The sequence below is a fragment of the Caldovatus aquaticus genome (genome assembly GCF_019458025.1).
GTDB classification, from domain to species: Bacteria; Pseudomonadota; Alphaproteobacteria; order Acetobacterales; family Acetobacteraceae; genus Caldovatus; species Caldovatus aquaticus.
On the sequence record NZ_JAHZUY010000013.1, the window covers coordinates 64,981 to 81,114 of the forward strand.

Sequence of the window (16,134 nt, forward strand, 5' to 3'; positions counted from 1 at the left end):
CGCTGCGGCGGCCGCGACGCGGAGCAGGGGGGCGTTCATGTCTGGCCTCTGGCCTCGGGGGGAGTGCACGCTGTCCTGAGCTTCTCGAGCACCGCGGCGGCGGCGCCCGAATCGATCGCCCGCGCGGCGAGCGCCGCGCCCTCGCGCAGGTCCGCGGCCCGCCCGGCCACCACGAGCGCGGCGGCGGCGTTCAGCAGGACCACGTCGCGGTAGGGACCCGGCGCGCCCTGCAGCAACGCGGTGAGCGCCGCCGCGTTCTCCGCCGGATCGCCGCCCTTTAGGGCGGCGGCGGGCGCCCGGCGGAGGCCGGCATCCTCGGGGGCGACCGTGAACTCCCGCAGGCGTTCCCCGTGGATCTCCACCACCTGGCTTTCGCCCGCGAGCGTCAGCTCGTCGAGTCCCTGGCCGTGCACGACCCAGGCGCGCTCGGTGCCGAGCCGGCCGAGGGTCTCGGCCATCGGGCGCAGCCACTGCGGGGAGAAGGCGCCGGTCATCTGGCGCTTCACCCGCGCGGGATTGGCGAGCGGGCCGAGCAGGTTGAAGATCGTGCGCACGCCGAGCTCGACCCGCGGGCCGGCGGCATGGCGCATCGAGGCGTGGTGGCGCGGCGCCATCAGGAACACCATCCCGGCCTCGCGCAGCACCTCCGGCAGCCGCTCGATCGGCGTGTCCAGGCTGATGCCGAGCGCCGCGATCGCGTCCGCCGCGCCGGAGCGGGAGGAGAGCGCGCGGTTGCCGTGCTTGGCCACCGGCACGCCGCAGCCGGCGACGACGAAGGCGGCGGCGGTGGAGATGTTGAGCGTGCCCGCCGCGTCGCCGCCGGTGCCGACGATGTCGATCGCCTCCGGCGGCGCCTCGATCGCCAGCATGCGCGCGCGCATGGCGCGCACCGCGCCGGTCATCTCCGCGACCGTCTCGCCGCGCACGCGCATGGCCATCAGCAGGCCCGCGATCTGCGCCGGCGTCGCCTCCCCGGCCATGATGATGCCGAAGGCGTGCTCGGCTTCCGATTCCGCCAGCCGCTCGCCTTCGGCGAGGCGGGCGAGGATCGGACGCAGCGATGTGTCAGGCGGCGACAAGGGGTTGCGCGGTCCGCACGCCCGCGAGCTTGAGGAAGTTGGAGAGCAGGTCGTGGCCGTGGGCCGAGGCGATGCTCTCCGGGTGGAACTGCACCCCGAAGACGGGCAGCGAACGGTGGGCGAGGCCCATCACCAGACCGTCCTCGGTCCAGGCGGTCACGGCGAGGTCGCCGGGCAGCGTGGCGCGCTCGACCACCAGCGAGTGGTAGCGCGTGGCGCGGAAGGGCGAGGGCAGGCCGGCGAAGACGTCGCTGCCGGCGTGGTGGATGTCCCAGACCTTGCCGTGCACCGGCTCCGGCGCGCGCACCACCCGGCCGCCGAAGGCCTGGCCGATCGCCTGGTGGCCGAGGCAGACGCCGAGCAGGGGGATGCCCGCCTCCGCGGCGAGGGCAATCAGGGGGAGGCAGATCCCGGCCTCGTTCGGCGTGCAGGGGCCGGGGGAGAGCACGATCGCCTCCGGCCGCAGGGCGAGCGCGGCCTGCGGAGTGATCGTGTCGTTGCGCCGAACCTCGACCGCCGCCCCAAGATCGCCGAGGAAGTGGTAGAGATTGAACGTGAAGCTGTCGTAGTTGTCGATCAGGAGGATCATCGAGGGGCGATCCTTGTCTCGCCGCGCGGCAGGAATCAAGCGAGGACACGGCCGGACGCCCCGCGGCGGGTGCAGGGCTGATGCGACGCCCGGAGCCGGTTCGGTCCGAACGGGGCGGCGCCGGGGGCGGGGGAGGCGCGGCGCGCTCGCCCCTCCGGGGGCGTGGCCGCCCGGGCCATGCGGATGGCCGCCGGCGGGCGGGCCAGGGCGCCCCGGTCTGCGCCTCGCCGCGGGACACGCCGCCGGCCGCCGGCGCGGCAGGGCCGGCGCCGTGCCGGAGCGCGGGCGACGGCCGGTCCGCCTCGCCGTCCCGGCCGGACCGGCCGCCGGGCGCCAAGTGGCGGTCCGGCTACAGCGTCGGCGGCCAGGGGCCGGCCGCCGGGTAGCACTCGCTGGCGTCGGTCCAGGGCGGCATGGTGACCGCGAGCGCGACCAGCGGCTCCGTCCCGTCGCACCGGAACTGGAACGCGGTCCGCGGCGGGATCGCGAGCGACAGGCCGGGCGCGAGGTCGAGGACGTCCTCGGCCTCTCCCAGGCGGCGCCACATCCGCCCGCGCCCGCCCAGGACGAACCACAGCTCCTCGAGCCGGTGATGCGCGACGGCGCGCGAGACGGCGCCCGGCGGCAGCGTGAACAGGGCCATCGAGCCGCGGCCGAGGGCGCAGAGCACGCGCACCTCCGACCCGTCCGGCGCGATCGCGTCGGGCCGTTCGGACGGGCGGCGGAAGGGCAGGGCGGAGGCGGGCGGCGCGGACATGCCGCCGCTCAGATCGGGCACACGCCGCTCGCGCATTGCAGCGTGGCGAGGTCCACGGCCTCGTGCAGGGCCGGGTCGCGGATCGCGGCGACGGTCGCGGCGAAACGGTCGGCCGGCAGCTCCTCCTCCGGCAGGTATTCGTAGCCGAGCACGTCGTCGGGCCGGGTCGGCAGCACGGCGCAGCAGCGCACCGCGGGCTGGTGGGTGCGCACGATGGCGCGGAAGGCGTCGAGGTCGTGCCGGTCGGTGAACACCTTCAGCGTGTAGGAGATCTGGTTGCCGCGCTCCGCCCCGATCCAGTGGCGCTCGAGCAGCATCAGCCAGCGGTAGTGCTGCTCGGGCGTGGCCTCCGGCGCGGTCACCAGCCGCTCGCCGAGCCCGAGCCGCTGGATCAGCGGCAGGGTCGGGAAGCCGACGGCGGACATGCCGGGGAAGCTGCGCAGGGTGCGGATCGGGTAGCCGCGGCGCTCGTACTCGGCGAGCAGGGGGTCGGAATCCGGCGTCCAGTCCCCGTCCGGCCCGCGCGTGCCGCGGAACTGCACCCAGCGGAGATACTGCCGCCGCGCCGGCAGGTGCGCGCCCTCGGTCAGCCCGAACAGCTTGGAGGTGGTGCCGGCCGGCTTGATCGTCGTCACGGTGAGCGGCCGGGCGAGGCCGAGCTCCGCCGCGTAGGCGTCGCCCTCCTCCTTCGCCGCCTCCGACAGCCGCGCGAGCATCGCCCAGAAGGGCGCGGAGCGCGCCTCGTCGAGCAGGTCGTCGAAGGCGAGGCCGAAGCGCAGCCAGGCCCATTCGTGCAGGCCGGTCGGGCCGATGCCCATGCGGTTGGTGCGCCGGACCTCCTCCGCATAGAGCGCGTCCATCAGGTTGGCGCGCATGAGGAAGCGCACGCCCAGCCGGACGGAGTCCTCGACCCGGGCATCCCACAGCGCGGCGGTCGCATCGTCGAGCCGGCCGGGCGTCACCTCCTCGAGCGGCACGGGACAGGCGAGCAGGGGCGCGAAGTCGCCGATCACGCAGTAGCCGCCGGTGACGTGCAGCACGATCTCGCCGCAGGGATTGGTGGTGGCCGGGTAGTCCGCCCGCGCCGCCCGGCGCGACAGCTCGGCGAGCAGCGCCGCGGCGTGGTCCACCTGGTAGCGCGCGCTGCGGATGTCGCGGCCGTCGGTGTGGACGGGCTTGCGCCGGGCGGCGCCGGTGCGGTGGTCCTCCAGCTTGTCGGCGTTGATGAAGCCGGGCTCGCCGTTGACGTAGGCGCAGCGCGTCGCCTCCTCGAACACGGCGCGGGCGTGGCGGCTCAGCGGGTCGCCGCCGCCGTCGCGCAGGCGGTGCCAGAACTCGGCGTCCACCATCACCGAGTTGTTGGCGGTCCAGAGGCCGCCCGCCTCCTTGGCGCGGATGAAGCGCAGCACGCCGGGGTCGCGCCAGGACTTGGTCGCCATGCGCGCGGCGCGGCGGGCGCCGCCGACCTGCACCTCGACCGAGAGGTGGTGGTCCACGAGCAGCGCCTGCTCCCAGAGCTCCGGCAGGGCGCCGGCACGCGCGGGTTCGATCACGGCGCGGCGGATATTGAGGAAGGCGCGCAACAGCGACAGCGGGCCGGAGGCCGGGCGCCCCTGCATGCCGCCGATCGGCGCGCCGCGGGGGCGGATGGCGGAGAAGTCGAGCAGCACGGCGCGGCCGCGCGCGCCCGCGAAGGCCAGGCTCTCGACCAGCTCGACCGCCTTGGCCCAGCCCTCGCGGCTGTCGGCGACGGCGTGGCGCAGGACCCCCGCCGGCGCCGCGGCGGGATCGGCGAGGAATTCGCGCGCGAAGAAGGCGCGCACCGCCGCCTCCTGCGCCGCGTCGAAGGAATCGAGCGTCGTGCCCCAGGGAAGGAGGCCGAATTCCACCCCGATGCGGTGCCAGTCGGCGCGCGCGCGCGGCCAGTCCGGGTGCGCCGGGTCGAGATGCAGCAGCAGGTCCGGCGCCTCGGCCCAGTCCACCGCCATCAGCGCGTCGTCGTAGGAGCGGCCGACGCCGCTGCCGTTGAGCAGAAGGTAGAACTTGGCGAAGGAGGCGATCGCCGTGGCGCAGTTGGTGAACACCTCCATGTTGCGTCCGGGCTGCGTCGGATCGCCGTGCTGGAGGTGCCGCCCGGAGGTGAGCAGCGCGCCGGTGGCGATGGCGTTGCGCAGACGCGCCTGCTCGATGCGGTCGGCCGCGTCGGGGACGCGCGGCAGCAGGGCGATGTTGCCGGCGGCGACGCGATCCGCGACGCGCCCGAAGCACTCGCCGTCCTCCGGGCGGAACACGGTGCGCCGCGCCACCGCGAGTCCCATGCCGGGATCGAGCGGGCGCGGCGGCAACGGCGCCTCGCCGAAGCTCGCCCCCGGCGGGGGGCGGCGGCTCGCCCTGCGCGCCGCACTCGAGGCCACCACCACGCCGGCGATCGAGCCGTCCATGCGCACCACTCTCCCTCACCTGCGAGTCGATGGCCACAGCATATATGGGTCTGCCGGCTTTGGCGACCCTACATTTTGTGGTGAACGAGGCGCGCGGCCTTGCGCGGCGGGGGGCTTCCCGGCCGGGCGCCGGGCCGCTTTGATCCCCCGCCCCCTCCTGGAGAGTTCCGGCCGATGGCGCTCCGCTGCGACCTCATCATCCGCGACGCGACGATCTTCGACGGCACCGGCGCGCCGCGCCGCAGCGGCGATGTCGGCGTCACCGGCGACCGCATCGTCGCCGTCGGCGATCTCGGCGGCATGAGCGCCGACCGCGAGGTGATCGCCACCGGCAAGGCCCTCGCGCCGGGCTTCATCGACGCCCACACCCACGACGACCGCGCCGTGCTGTGCGGCCCGCAATGCATGACCTGCAAGATCAGCCAGGGCGTGACCACGGTGGTGGTGGGCAATTGCGGCATCAGCCTCTCCCCCGCCCGCTTCGAGCGGCGGCCGCCGCCGCCGCTCGACCTGGTCGGCGAGGAGGGCTGGTGGCGCTTCGATTCCTTCGGCGACTACGCGCACGAGCTGAAGACCAGGGGCTCGGAGGTGAACACCTACGCCCTCGTCGGCCACCAGACGCTGCGCGTCGAGGCGATGGCGGGCGACGTGATGCGCCCCGCCAGCGACCGCGAGATCCACCGCATGCACCAGCGGGTGAAGCAGTCGCTCGCCGAGGGCGCGTCGGGCTTCTCCACCGGCCTCTGGTACCCGCCCGGCATGCATGCCACCACCGAGGAGGTGATCGCGGTCGCCGAGGCGCTCCGGCCCTTCGGCGGGATCTACGTCACCCACATGCGCGACGAGGCGGACCGCGTCTGCGCCTCGATCGAGGAGACGGCGAAGATCGGCCGGCGCGCCGGGGTGCCGGTGTGGATCAGCCACCACAAGTGCTCGATGCCGGAGAACTACGGCCGCTCGGTGGAGACGCTGGCGCTGATCGATGCCATCGCCAGGCGCCAGGACATCTTCTTCGACGTCTATCCCTACCCGGCCGGCTCCACCGTGCTGATGCCCGAGCGGCTGCGCGAGGACGTCAAGGTGATGATCACCTGGTCGGTGCCGCACCCCGAGATGGCCGGGCGCTACCTCGACGACATCGCCCGCGGCTGGAACACCGACATCCGCGCGGCGGCCGAGCGCCTGCTGCCCGCCGGCCAGATCAGCTTCCAGATGGACGAGGAGGACGTGCGCCGGATCATGGCGCATCCCTCCTCGGTGATCGGATCGGACGGCATCCCCCACGATGCGCATCCGCATCCGCGCCTGTGGGGCACCTTCCCGCGCGTGCTCGGCGTCTATGCGCGCCAGCTCGGCCTGTTCAGCATGGAGACGGCGGTGCACAAGATGACCGGGCGCACGGCGCAGCTCTTCGGCATGGTGGACCGCGGCGTGATCCGCCCCGGCGCCTTCGCCGACCTGGTGCTGTTCGACCCGCACACGGTGCTCGACGCCGCCACCTTCGAGCGGCCGATCCAGCCCGCGATCGGCATCGAGGAGGTGTGGGCGAACGGCGTCCCGGTCTATGTCGCCGGCAAGGGGGCGACGGGAGAGAAGCCGGGGCGGCTGATCACGCGCAACAGGGGGTGAGCCGGCGCGTCCTGTGCTACCCTGGCGCGCGCCGACAGGGCCGAACCGGGGACCGCCGCCCATGCGCCACACCACGCTCCTCGTCGCGGCCGGGGCCGCCGCCGCCGCGCTGCTGCTTGTGGCCGCCGCGATGGGCGCCGAGGCGCCGGGAGAGGATCTGCCGGTCCGGCGGGTGACGCTCTCCTCCTCCGGGCTGATCCAGGTCGAGCGCGCCGGCGTGCTCGGCCCGGGCGCCGCGGCGCGGTTCCGCGCCCCGGTCGAGGACGTGGACGACATCCTCAAGAGCCTGGTCGTCGCCGACCCCGCCGGCACGGTGGAGGGCGTGCGCCTGCCCGCGCAAGACCTCGCCGCGGAGGCGTTCCGCGGCCTGCCGCTGCGGCCCGAGGACTTCGCCTCGCGCGCCGCGCTGCTGAACGCGCTGCGCGGGCACGAGGCGGAGGCGGGCGGCGCGCGCGGGCGCATCGCCGAGGCGGCGGAGGGCGAGGGAGGCGCGCTGCGCCTGGCCCTGATCACGCCGGGCGGGCTGCGCAGCCTCGTCGTCCGCGAGGGCGAGGAGGTGCGCCTGACGGACGCCGCCCTCGCCGCCCGGGTCGCGCGCGCCGCCGAGGCGCTGGCCGCGGCGCGCACCGCCGATACCCGTGCGGTGGAGGTCGCGCTGCGCGCCGAGCGGCCGCGCGAGGTGGCGCTCGCCTACGTCGCCGGGGCGCCGCTGTGGAAGCCCTCCTGGCGGCTCGCCGTGCCGCCGATCGGCGCGCCCGCCGGCGCCGAGGCGCGGCTGATGGGCTGGGCGGTGGTGGAGAACCGGACCGGCAGCGACTGGGACCGGGTGCGCCTCACCCTGGTCAGCGGCGAGGCGGCCGCCTACCGCCAGGCCCTCTACACCCCCGTCCTGGTCGCCCGCCCGGAGATGCCGGTGCGCGGCGCCGAGTCGGTGCCGGTGCGCCCCGACACCGGCGTGCGGCCCGCGCCGCCGCCCCCGGCGCCGCTGGCGATGGCCGCCCCGGCCGCGCGCGCGGCGCCGGCGGAAAGCGCCGAGGCGCGCGAGGGCGGGAGCGTGCCGCGGCTCGCCGCGCCGGCCCGGCCGGCCGCGCCGGCGCTGGCGGAGGCCTCGGCCGGGCGCGTGGCCTTCGTCCTGCCGGAGCCGGTCTCGATCCGCAGCGGCGAGACGGCGAACGTGCCCTTCCTCGACCTCCGCCTGCCGGCGGAGCGGGTCTGGTGGGTGCAGGACCTCGCCGCCCGCCACCCGCTGCAGGCCGTGCGGCTGCGCAACGCGACGCCGCACACCCTGCCGGACGGCCTCGCCACCGTGTACGGCACCGAGGGGGCGGAAGCCGGCGGCTTCCTCGGCGACGCGGAGATCCGCGCCCTGCCGCCGGGCGAGGTGCGCCTCCTCGCCTTCGCGCGCGACCGCGACGTGGTGATGACGAACTCCGCCGGCACGGCGGAGCAGCCGCGGCGGGTGACGCTGCGCCGCGGCGCCGTGGACGTGGAGTTCCTGGCCCTGCGCGAAGCGGCGCTCGCGGTGGACCCGAAGGGCGCGCGCGGGACGCTGGTCGTGGACCTGCCGCGGCACGAAGGGGAGAAGCCGCGCTTCCCGGTGGCGGCGGAGGGCGATTTCGGCCTGCGACACGAGGCGGCGCTGGAGGGGGCCCCGGCCACGCTGCGGTTCGTCTGGGAGCGTCTCTTCCTCCGCCAGATGCCGCTCTGGGACCCGGGGCTCGACGACCCGATCCTGCTGCGCTGGCGCGACATCGACGTGGAGCGCGAGGCGCGGCGCCTGCCGGGCGGGCCGGGCACGCTGGAGGCGCTGCAGAGCCTGCTCGCGCGCCTGGCCGCCGACGCGCCGGGGCGCGACGCGCTGGCGGCGCTCGTCGCCGAGCTGGCCGAGGCGCGCCGGCTGCTCGACCTCTTCCGCGAGCGGCGGCGCGCCTACCTGACCGCCGAGGCGGCGCTGGAGCGGGCGCGCCGCGCGGCGGAGGACCGCACCGGCGCGGCGCGCGAGGAGGCACGGCAGGCGCTCAACCGCGCCTCCCTCGCCGCCGAGCGGGCCGGCGCCGCGGCGGACGCGGCCTGGGAGGCGTGGCAGGGCGCGGTGCAGCGGATCATCGCCCGCGGCGGATAGAGCGGGGCGCGGACGGCCGGAAACCTCCGCGAGCGCGAATCCGCGCGAGGGACAACGCGCCGCAGCCGCCCGCCGCGCCGCGCGGCCTCACTCCGGCCGCACCCCGGCGTCGCGCAGCACCTGCTGGCTGCGCGCCGCATCCTGCCGCACGAACGCGAGCAGCGCCTCCGGCGTGGCGAGCTCCGGCCGGCGCTCGATCGCAAGCTCGGTCAGCCGCTGCTCCAGCCGCTGCATCGCCTCGTTGAAGGCGGCGTTGAGCGCGGCGACGGCGGCCTGGGGCGTGCGCGCCGGGGCGAAGGCGGCGATCCAGGCGGCCGCCGACCAGGCAGGCAGGCCTGCCTCGGCGGCCGAGGGTACCTCGGGCAGCGCGGCGGCGCGGGTGTCGCCCGCGACCGCGATCGGGCGCACCGTGCCGGCACGGATGTGGCCGAGGGCGGAGGCGACCGGGTCCACGCACATGTGCGCCTCGCCCGCGATCACCGCCTGCATGGCGGGGCCGCCGCCGCGGTACTGCACCATCTGCACCTCCGCGCCGGTGGCGGCGCGGAACACCTCGCTCGCCAGGTGATTGGCGCTGCCGATGCCGGCGGCGGCGAAGTTCACCCGGCCGCGGTTGGCGCGCAGCCACTCGAGCAGCGAGCGCATGTCGGTCACGGGAAGGCGCGGATTGACCACCAGCACCTGGGGGATGCGGCCGAGATGGGCGATCGGGGCGAAGTCGGCGATCGCGTCGTAGGGCATGCGCGCGACCAGCGCCGGGGCGATGACGTGGGCGTTGGAGTTGATGAGGATGGTGTGGCCGTCGGGCGCCGCCTTGGCCACCGCCTCCGCCCCGATCAGGCCGGCCGCGCCGCCCGGCCGGTTCTCGATCACCAGCGGCTGGCCGAGGATGCCGCTGACGGTCTCCTGCAGCAGCCTGGCGACGACGTCGGTGGCGCCGCCGGGGGCGAAGGGCACGACGACGCGCACGGGGCGCTCGGGGCGCCAGGGCGGGACGGCCTGCCCCGCGGCCGCCCGGCGGGGGAGCGGCAGCAGCAGGGCAGGGGCGAGGAGCAGGGTGCGACGGTCCATGACGTGGCCTCCCGAGGCGTGGCGGGCGCTTTCGATTCGGCGCCTTGGCGAAGCTATGCCAGCCTCCTGCGGCTTCCGCCAGCGGGGGACGGCGCGGGCGGCGCGCCTTGCCAGTGGCGCCCCGCGCGCCTAAGCCGCGCGGCCTGAGGAACGCCGCGATGACCCCCACCACCACGACCGCGACCGCCGAGGACCACGCCGAGATCCGCGCCGAGGTGCGCAAGCTCTGCGCCCGCTTCCCGGGCGAGTACTGGCGCGCGCTCGACCGCGAGCGCGGCTATCCGACCGAGTTCGTGCGCGCGCTGACCGAGGCCGGCTACCTCGCCGCGCTGATCCCCGAGGAGTATGGCGGCGCCGGCCTGCCGCTCTCCGCCGCCGCGGCGATCCTCGAGGAGATCCAGCACTCGGGCGGCAACGCCGCGGCCTGCCATGCGCAGATGTACATCATGGGCACCATCCTCCGGCACGGCTCGGAGGAGCAGAAGCGCCGCTACCTGCCGAAGATCGCCTCCGGCGCGCTGCGCCTGCAGGCCTTCGGCGTGACCGAGCCCTCGAGCGGCACCGACACCACCGCGCTCCGCACCACGGCGCGGCGCGAGGGCGACAAGTACGTGGTCAACGGCCAGAAGATCTGGACCAGCCGCGCCGAGCACTCCGACCTGATGCTGCTGCTCGCCCGCACCACGCCGCGCGAGCAGGTGCGCAGGAAGACCGAGGGGCTGTCGGTGTTCCTCGTGGACATGCGGGAGGCGCTCGGCAAGGGCCTCACCATCCGCCCGATCCGCACCATGATGAACCACAACACCACCGAGGTGTTCTTCGACAACGTCGAGATCCCGGCCGAGAACCTGATCGGCGAGGAGGGCAAGGGCTTCCGCTACATCCTCGACGGCATGAACGCCGAGCGGCTGCTGATCGCGGCCGAGTGCATCGGCGACGCCAAGTGGTTCATCGAGAAGGCGGTCGCCTACGCGAAGGAGCGGGTGCTGTTCGGCCGCCCGATCGGCCAGAACCAGGGCGTGCAGTTCCCGATCGCGCGTGCCTACGCGCAGATGCGCGCGGCCGAGGCGATCGTGCAGAAGGGCCTGCGCAAGTTCGAGGCCGGCGAGAACTGCGGCGAGGAGGCGAACATGGGCAAGATGCTCGCGGCCGAGGCGAGCTGGGCCGCCGGCGAGGCCTGCATCCAGACCCATGGCGGCTTCGGCTTCGCCGAGGAGTACGACATCGAGCGCAAGTTCCGCGAGACGCGGCTCTACCAGGTGGCGCCGATCAGCACCAACCTGATCCTGAGCTACCTCGGCGAGCACGTGCTCGGCCTGCCGCGGAGCTACTGACGCGCCATGGCCGGCGGAGCGACCAGCGGCAGGCCGCTGCCGGCGCCCGGGACCGTGCTGCCGCTGCACGGCTTCGTCACGCGGCTCGACAGCGTGATCAACCGTCCCGGGCGGGTGCTCGAGGACATCCTCGGCTATCACCGGGGACGGCTCGCGCGGGGCTGGGCGCTCCTGCTGCTGACCGAGCCGCTGCGGCCCGGCGACTTCGAATTCGCCGGCTACACGCGCTTCTCCGGCGGGCGGATCGGGCATCCGGGCCTCGGCGCGGCGCGGCAGACGGCGGACGCGCGGCTGCGCGCGATGCTCGGCGCCCAGGGCTACGACCGGGTCAAGGCGCGGATTGCGGACGGGCTCGAGATCCGCGGGCCGCGGCGCGTCGCGAAGATCCTGCCGGCGATCGGGCACGACAGCGGCATGGCCGAGCCCGATCAGTACCCGCCGGGCGGCGGCGTGCCGCAGTGGCTCCTCAAGGAGGCGCGGAGGTTCATCGTCGCCGCGGTGGTGCCGGCGGGACGCTGCTATCGCGGCGGCGGCGTGGACGGCGGCCGCTGGATGGACCCGCGCGAGGCGCAGACGCTTCAGTGAAGGAACAGGTGCGCATGAACGGCGGATCGAAGCCCCTCTCCGGCCTTCTCGTCGTCTCCATGGAGCAGGCGGTCGCCGCGCCGCTCTGCTCGATGCGGCTGGCCGACGCCGGCGCGCGGGTGATCAAGATCGAGCGCCCCGAGGGCGACTTCGCGCGCGGCTACGACCGGGCCGCCAGGGGCCAGTCGAGCTACTTCGTCTGGCTCAACCGCGGCAAGGAGAGCGTCTGCCTCGACATCAAGAAGCCCGAGGACAAGACGCTGCTCGGGCGCATGATCGCCCGCGCCGACGTGTTCATCCAGAACCTCGCCCCCGGCGCCATGGCCCGCGCCGGTTTCGGCAGCGCGGCGCTGCGCGAGCGCCATCCGCGCCTGATCACCGTGGACATCTCCGGCTACGGCGAGACCGGCGAGTACGCGCGGATGAAGGCCTACGACCTGCTGGTGCAGGCCGAATCCGGCCTGTGCAGCGTCACCGGCCGCCCCGAGGGGCCGGGCCGCGTCGGCGTCTCCGCCTGCGACATCGCCTGCGGCATGAACGCCCACGCCGCCGTGCTGGAGGCGCTGATCGAGCGCGGCATCACCGGCCGCGGCAAGGGCATCGCCGTCTCGCTCTTCGACGGCATGGCGGACTGGATGAACGTGCCCCTGCTGTTCTACGAGGGCACCGGCAAGGCGCCGGAGCGCATGGGCCTCGCCCATCCCTCGATCTGCCCCTACGGCGCCTTCCCCACCCGCGACGGCGCCCTGGTGCTGATCGCCATCCAGAACGAGCGCGAATGGGCCGAGTTCTGCGCCCGCTTCCTGCTGCAGCCCGAGCTGCCGCAGCGCGAGGGCTTCCGCAGCAACGTCGAGCGCGTCGCCCACCGCGCCCTGGTGGACGCGCACATCGGCGCGACCTTCGCCGCGCTCTCGCGCGAGGAGTGCCGCGAGCGCCTGCTCGCCGCCAACACCGCCTTCGGCTTCGTCAACGACGTCGCCGGCCTCGCCCGCCACCCGGCGCTGCGCCGGCTCGCCGTGCAGACGCCGAACGGCCCGGTGGAGATGGCCGCCCCGCCGGCGCGGTTCAGCGACGGCGAGCGGCGCTACGGCCCGGTCCCGGCGCTCGGCGAGCACACGGAGCGGGTGCGGGCGGAGTTCGCCGGCTGACGGCCGCGCCCTGCCGGGCCGGCGCTCAGCGCCGCCGCGGGCCGCCTGGCGCCTCCGCCCTGCGGTCCGGCGGCGCCTCGGCCACCTGCAGCATCGGGGCGCTCCGGCCGGCGATGGCGATCGGCGCGGCGCGGTAGGCATCGAGCCCACGCCCCGCGGCGCGGCCGCCGCCCCCCTGGCCGGCGAGCGGCAGGAGCCGCGCCCGCTCGGCCCGGTTGGACAGGGACAGCGCCAGCGCCTGGAAGCCGTTCGGCGCCCCTCCGGCGGGCCCTTCGGTGGCGCTCATCCGGTCGCGCACCGCGGCCCCGGACGCGACCGAGGCGAGCGCGGACCGCGCGCCGCCCGCCCGGGCGCCGCCGGCCTGGGCCCAGGCGTAGGCCATTTCGTCGCGAATCGTGTAGGGCCGGCGCTGCTCCGCCGGCCAGGCGGCGAGGACGCGCCCCCGGTAGGCCTCGGCCAGCTCGGGGGTCTGGGAGTGGTAGTGCGCCGCCGCCCAGGTCCAGTCGCGCCGCGCCGCGTAGAGCTCGTTCAGGAAGCGGGCCGCGTAGCGGGCGTTGGCGGCGGGATCGAAAGCCTCCTCGAGCGAGGCGAAGGCCCGGGGGTGATGATGCAGGTTGATCTGCAGGCATCCGACGTCGATCAGCCGCACGCCGCGGGCCTGAAGTTGCCGGACATGGGCAATCGCTTCCTCCCGGGTGTCGAAATGGCGCCCCTGGCCCTCGGCATTGACGGTCCACGGCCAGGGGCTGACGGCCCCCGTCGCCGGGTCGCGCCGGCCCGATTCGACCCGGGCGATGGCCTGCAGGAGCTGCGGCGGCAGGTTGTGGCTCCGCTCCGCGGCCTGGATGGCGGCGCGGCACTGCTGTGCCGGATCAGGCCCCGGAATGCCTCCGGGAGCCGCGCGGGCGGGGGCAGCGGTGATCGCAAGGAGGGCGAAGAGGAGGAGCGGCGCGCCCGCCCGTCGGCGTGCGGCGGCGCCGATCCCGGCGGCGGTCCTGCGGGGGCGGTTTCCGGCCATCGAACGTCCTGTCTCGCAGCCGAGGCAGCAACCGACGTGCCAGCGCGGCCATCCCCCTGCGGGCCGAGCTATGCGTTCTCGTCCATTGTGCAGTGCAAAAAGTCACTTGCGGGCGGGTCGTGCAGCTCCTATCTACCGCAGCGCAGCAAGGCGGTTCGCCGCGGCGCTGCATTCTTGGACGTTTCCTCCCTAAACTCGGCGGTGCCTCCGGGCACCGCCTTTTTTTTGCGATCAACGGAGATATGACCAGTCCGCGGCGGCGAGGCGGGCGATCAGGCGGGTGAGGCTGCGCCGCAGAGCGGGGAAGCCGGGGCCGCGCTCGATCCGCCCCTCGTCCATGTAGAGCGCGCGGGCGACCTCGATCTGCAGGGCGTGGACCCCCTCGCGCGGGCGGCCGTAGTGGCGGGTGACGTAGCCGCCGGCGTAGGGGTCGTTGCGCCGCACCCGGTAGCCCAGCCCGGTCAGGACCTCCTCCACGAAGCGGGTCGCGCGCGGCGCGCAGGCCGTGCCGTGCGCGTCGCCGAGCACGAAGTCGGGCGGGTTGGCCGCCTGGGCCGGATGGGCCGGCATCGAGTGGCAGTCGATCAGCAGGCAGCAGCCGAACCGGGCCCGGGTCTCGGCGATCAGGCCGGCGAGCGCGTCGTGGTAGGGCTGCCAGTAGCGCTGGATGCGCGCCTCGGCCTCGGCGAAGGCGAGCTTGCGGCGATAGACCGGCTCTCCGGTCGCAACCACGCGGGCGATGGTGCCGAGCCCGGCGCCGACCCGCGGGCTGCCGGTGTTGACCCAGGCCGGGAGCGGCCCCTCGAACATCGCCGGGTCGAGCTCCCAGGGCTCGCGGTTCACGTCGCAGAAGACGCGCGGGAAGGTCGCCGCGATCAGCGGCGCGCCGAGCGCGGGGGCGGCGGCGAACAGTTCGTCCACGAAACTGTCCTCGCTCCGCCGCAGGGTCAGCGGATCGAGCCGCGCGGCGGCGAGGAAGTCGGTCGGATAGTCGGCGCCGGAATGCGGCGAGGCGAAGACCAGGGGGGCCGTCTGGCGATCGGGCCGGCGAAGGACGAACGGCGGGAGCGCCTCGCCGCCCCCCGGCGGGGCAGGGGTGGCCGTCGTCGGTTCGGCGGAGGAGACGGGCGACGGCAGATCGTCCATGGCTCTGGCGGAGCGAAGGAACCACAGACCGCCCGGGCTGTCACGCGGCCTGCAAGGGACCGCACCGGCAGGCGCGGCCGGGGACGGCCCGGCAGGCGGGGATCGCCGTCCCCCCGGACCGGACCCGGTCCGGCCCCGCCCGACCGGCGCCGTCCGGTCCCGGGGCGGGCGGCGGCGCCCGCCGATCTGTCGCCCTCCGCGCCCCGCCGCGGCGCCCGGGCGCGGCCCGGCCGGGGCGGGCGGCGGCTCAGGAGAACATGTCCTGCGTGATCGAGGCGTACCATGCATCCGCGTAGCGCGCCTCGAGCATGCGCTGCTCCGGCATTTCGCCGCGCGGCGACACGCCGCCGGCGTTCGGCACCTCCGCGATCGCGCCCTGCTCGTTCCGGTAGATGTTCACGACGGAGATGGCGTGGTTCTCCCCGACGTGGCTGTAGCAGGTGCTGTAGTACACCGGCTCGGGCGGCGCCTGCCCGCGCAGCAGCGCCACCGCGCTCGCCACCGCCTGCTTCGCAGTGTTGGAGGCGATGAAGCCCGACTTCGGCATCGGGCTGCCGATGTTCGCGTCGCCGACCGCGTGGATCCCCGCCTGGGCGCGCGATTCGAAGGTGCGCGGGGCCACCGGGACCCAGCCGGACCGGTCGGTCAGCCCGGCCTCGGCGCAGATCGGCGCCGCCATCTGCGGCGGGATCACGTTGGCCACGGCGACCTTGTGCCGTGTGCCGAACTCGGTCTCGAGCACCGTCTTGCGCGGATCCACGCGCGTCACCTTGCCGTCGCGATCGCCCGCGACCCACTCGATCATGCCGCCGTAGAGCGCGCGCCAGCAGTCCTGGAACAGCGCCTGCTTGGAGAACGCCGTCTTGGCGTCGAGCGCAAGGATCTTCGAGCGCGGCTTGTGGCGCTTGAGGGAGTGCGCGGACCATGCTGATCCGCTCGTAGGGGCCGGGCGGGCAGCGGAACGGGTTGTCCGGGATGGCGAAGGCGACGCCGCCGCCGTCGGGCATCGCCTCGATCTGCCGGCGGAGCAGGCGGGTCTGCGCGCCGTCGCCCGGGATCCAGGCGTGGGGCATGCGCTGCGCGGCCGCCTAGGTCCTGGACTCAAACCGTGTCCACAGCCGGATGGCGGCGAGGGCGACGGTGGAGAGGTAGTTGCGTGCGAGCTTGTCGAAGCGTGTGGCGATGCGGCGGAAATGCTTGAGGCGATTGAAGCAT

Annotated in this window: 13 protein-coding genes and 1 pseudogene; 5 read left to right on the forward strand and 9 right to left on the reverse strand. The window is 75.1% G+C overall.

Annotation, left to right across the window (positions count from 1 at the left end; translation table 11 throughout):
* Window positions 1-35 precede the first annotated feature (35 nt).
* From trpD to K1J50_RS07545, 4 genes are all read right to left on the reverse strand, one after another.
* Complete coding sequence (trpD, locus tag K1J50_RS07530) at window positions 36-1,079, reverse strand: anthranilate phosphoribosyltransferase (RefSeq protein ID WP_220117092.1); 1,044 nt, start codon at window positions 1,077-1,079, stop codon at window positions 36-38.
* Window positions 1,066-1,668, reverse strand: coding sequence for an anthranilate synthase component II (locus K1J50_RS07535; protein WP_220117093.1), 603 nt, complete (start codon window positions 1,666-1,668; stop codon window positions 1,066-1,068). Before K1J50_RS07535 ends, trpD begins: the two co-directional genes overlap by 14 nt.
* A 349-nt stretch (window positions 1,669-2,017) precedes the next feature.
* Entirely contained in the window at window positions 2,018-2,425 is a 408-nt protein-coding gene (locus K1J50_RS07540) for a cupin domain-containing protein (protein ID WP_220117094.1), read from the reverse strand.
* An 8-nt stretch (window positions 2,426-2,433) separates the two neighbouring features.
* Window positions 2,434-4,866: a recombinase gene (locus K1J50_RS07545; RefSeq protein WP_220117095.1), complete on the reverse strand. Its 2,433-nt coding sequence runs from the start codon at window positions 4,864-4,866 to the stop codon at window positions 2,434-2,436.
* Window positions 4,867-5,040: 174 nt separating this feature from the next.
* Between K1J50_RS07545 and K1J50_RS07550 the strand changes: the two genes are divergently transcribed.
* Together K1J50_RS07550 and K1J50_RS07555 are read left to right on the forward strand one after the other, a co-directional pair.
* Window positions 5,041-6,495, forward strand: a complete 1,455-nt coding sequence (locus tag K1J50_RS07550; protein WP_220117096.1) for an N-acyl-D-amino-acid deacylase family protein — start codon at window positions 5,041-5,043, stop codon at window positions 6,493-6,495.
* 61 nt (window positions 6,496-6,556) lie between these two features.
* Window positions 6,557-8,617, forward strand: coding sequence for a DUF4139 domain-containing protein (locus tag K1J50_RS07555; protein ID WP_255575031.1), 2,061 nt, complete (start codon window positions 6,557-6,559; stop codon window positions 8,615-8,617).
* Window positions 8,618-8,704: 87 nt separating this feature from the next.
* Here the strand turns inward: K1J50_RS07555 and K1J50_RS07560 are convergent, their stop codons facing one another.
* The gene (locus K1J50_RS07560) at window positions 8,705-9,688 is read right to left on the reverse strand and encodes a Bug family tripartite tricarboxylate transporter substrate binding protein (protein ID WP_220117097.1); all 984 of its coding nucleotides are present in this window, start codon (window positions 9,686-9,688) and stop codon (window positions 8,705-8,707) included.
* Between the two features lie 158 nt (window positions 9,689-9,846).
* Between K1J50_RS07560 and K1J50_RS07565 the strand changes: the two genes are divergently transcribed.
* From K1J50_RS07565 to K1J50_RS07575, 3 genes are read left to right on the forward strand one after another with little or no spacing between them, the layout of a single operon-like run.
* Entirely contained in the window at window positions 9,847-11,022 is a 1,176-nt protein-coding gene (locus K1J50_RS07565) for an acyl-CoA dehydrogenase family protein (protein WP_220117098.1), read from the forward strand.
* Window positions 11,023-11,028: 6 nt separating this feature from the next.
* On the forward strand, window positions 11,029-11,607 hold the full coding sequence (locus K1J50_RS07570) for a hypothetical protein (protein ID WP_220117099.1): 579 nt from the start codon (window positions 11,029-11,031) through the stop codon (window positions 11,605-11,607).
* Between the two features lie 14 nt (window positions 11,608-11,621).
* A complete protein-coding gene (locus tag K1J50_RS07575) occupies window positions 11,622-12,755 on the forward strand; it encodes a CaiB/BaiF CoA transferase family protein (RefSeq protein WP_220117100.1) in 1,134 nt (377 codons plus the stop codon).
* Between the two features lie 25 nt (window positions 12,756-12,780).
* Here K1J50_RS07575 and K1J50_RS07580 read toward each other — a convergent pair whose 3' ends face one another.
* From K1J50_RS07580 to K1J50_RS19555, 4 genes and pseudogenes are all read right to left on the reverse strand, one after another.
* Window positions 12,781-13,773 (reverse strand): lytic transglycosylase domain-containing protein, encoded by a 993-nt coding sequence (locus K1J50_RS07580; RefSeq protein WP_220117101.1) that lies wholly within the window; start codon window positions 13,771-13,773, stop codon window positions 12,781-12,783.
* Between the two features lie 231 nt (window positions 13,774-14,004).
* Window positions 14,005-14,919 (reverse strand): N-formylglutamate amidohydrolase, encoded by a 915-nt coding sequence (locus tag K1J50_RS07585; RefSeq protein ID WP_220117102.1) that lies wholly within the window; start codon window positions 14,917-14,919, stop codon window positions 14,005-14,007.
* A gap of 247 nt (window positions 14,920-15,166) precedes the next feature.
* Window positions 15,167-15,802, reverse strand: a complete 636-nt coding sequence (locus tag K1J50_RS07590; protein WP_369413546.1) for an FCSD flavin-binding domain-containing protein — start codon at window positions 15,800-15,802, stop codon at window positions 15,167-15,169.
* A gap of 91 nt (window positions 15,803-15,893) precedes the next feature.
* A pseudogene (locus K1J50_RS19555) lies at window positions 15,894-15,992 on the reverse strand (hypothetical protein); the annotation flags it as partial.
* Window positions 15,993-16,134: the final 142 nt, after the last annotated feature.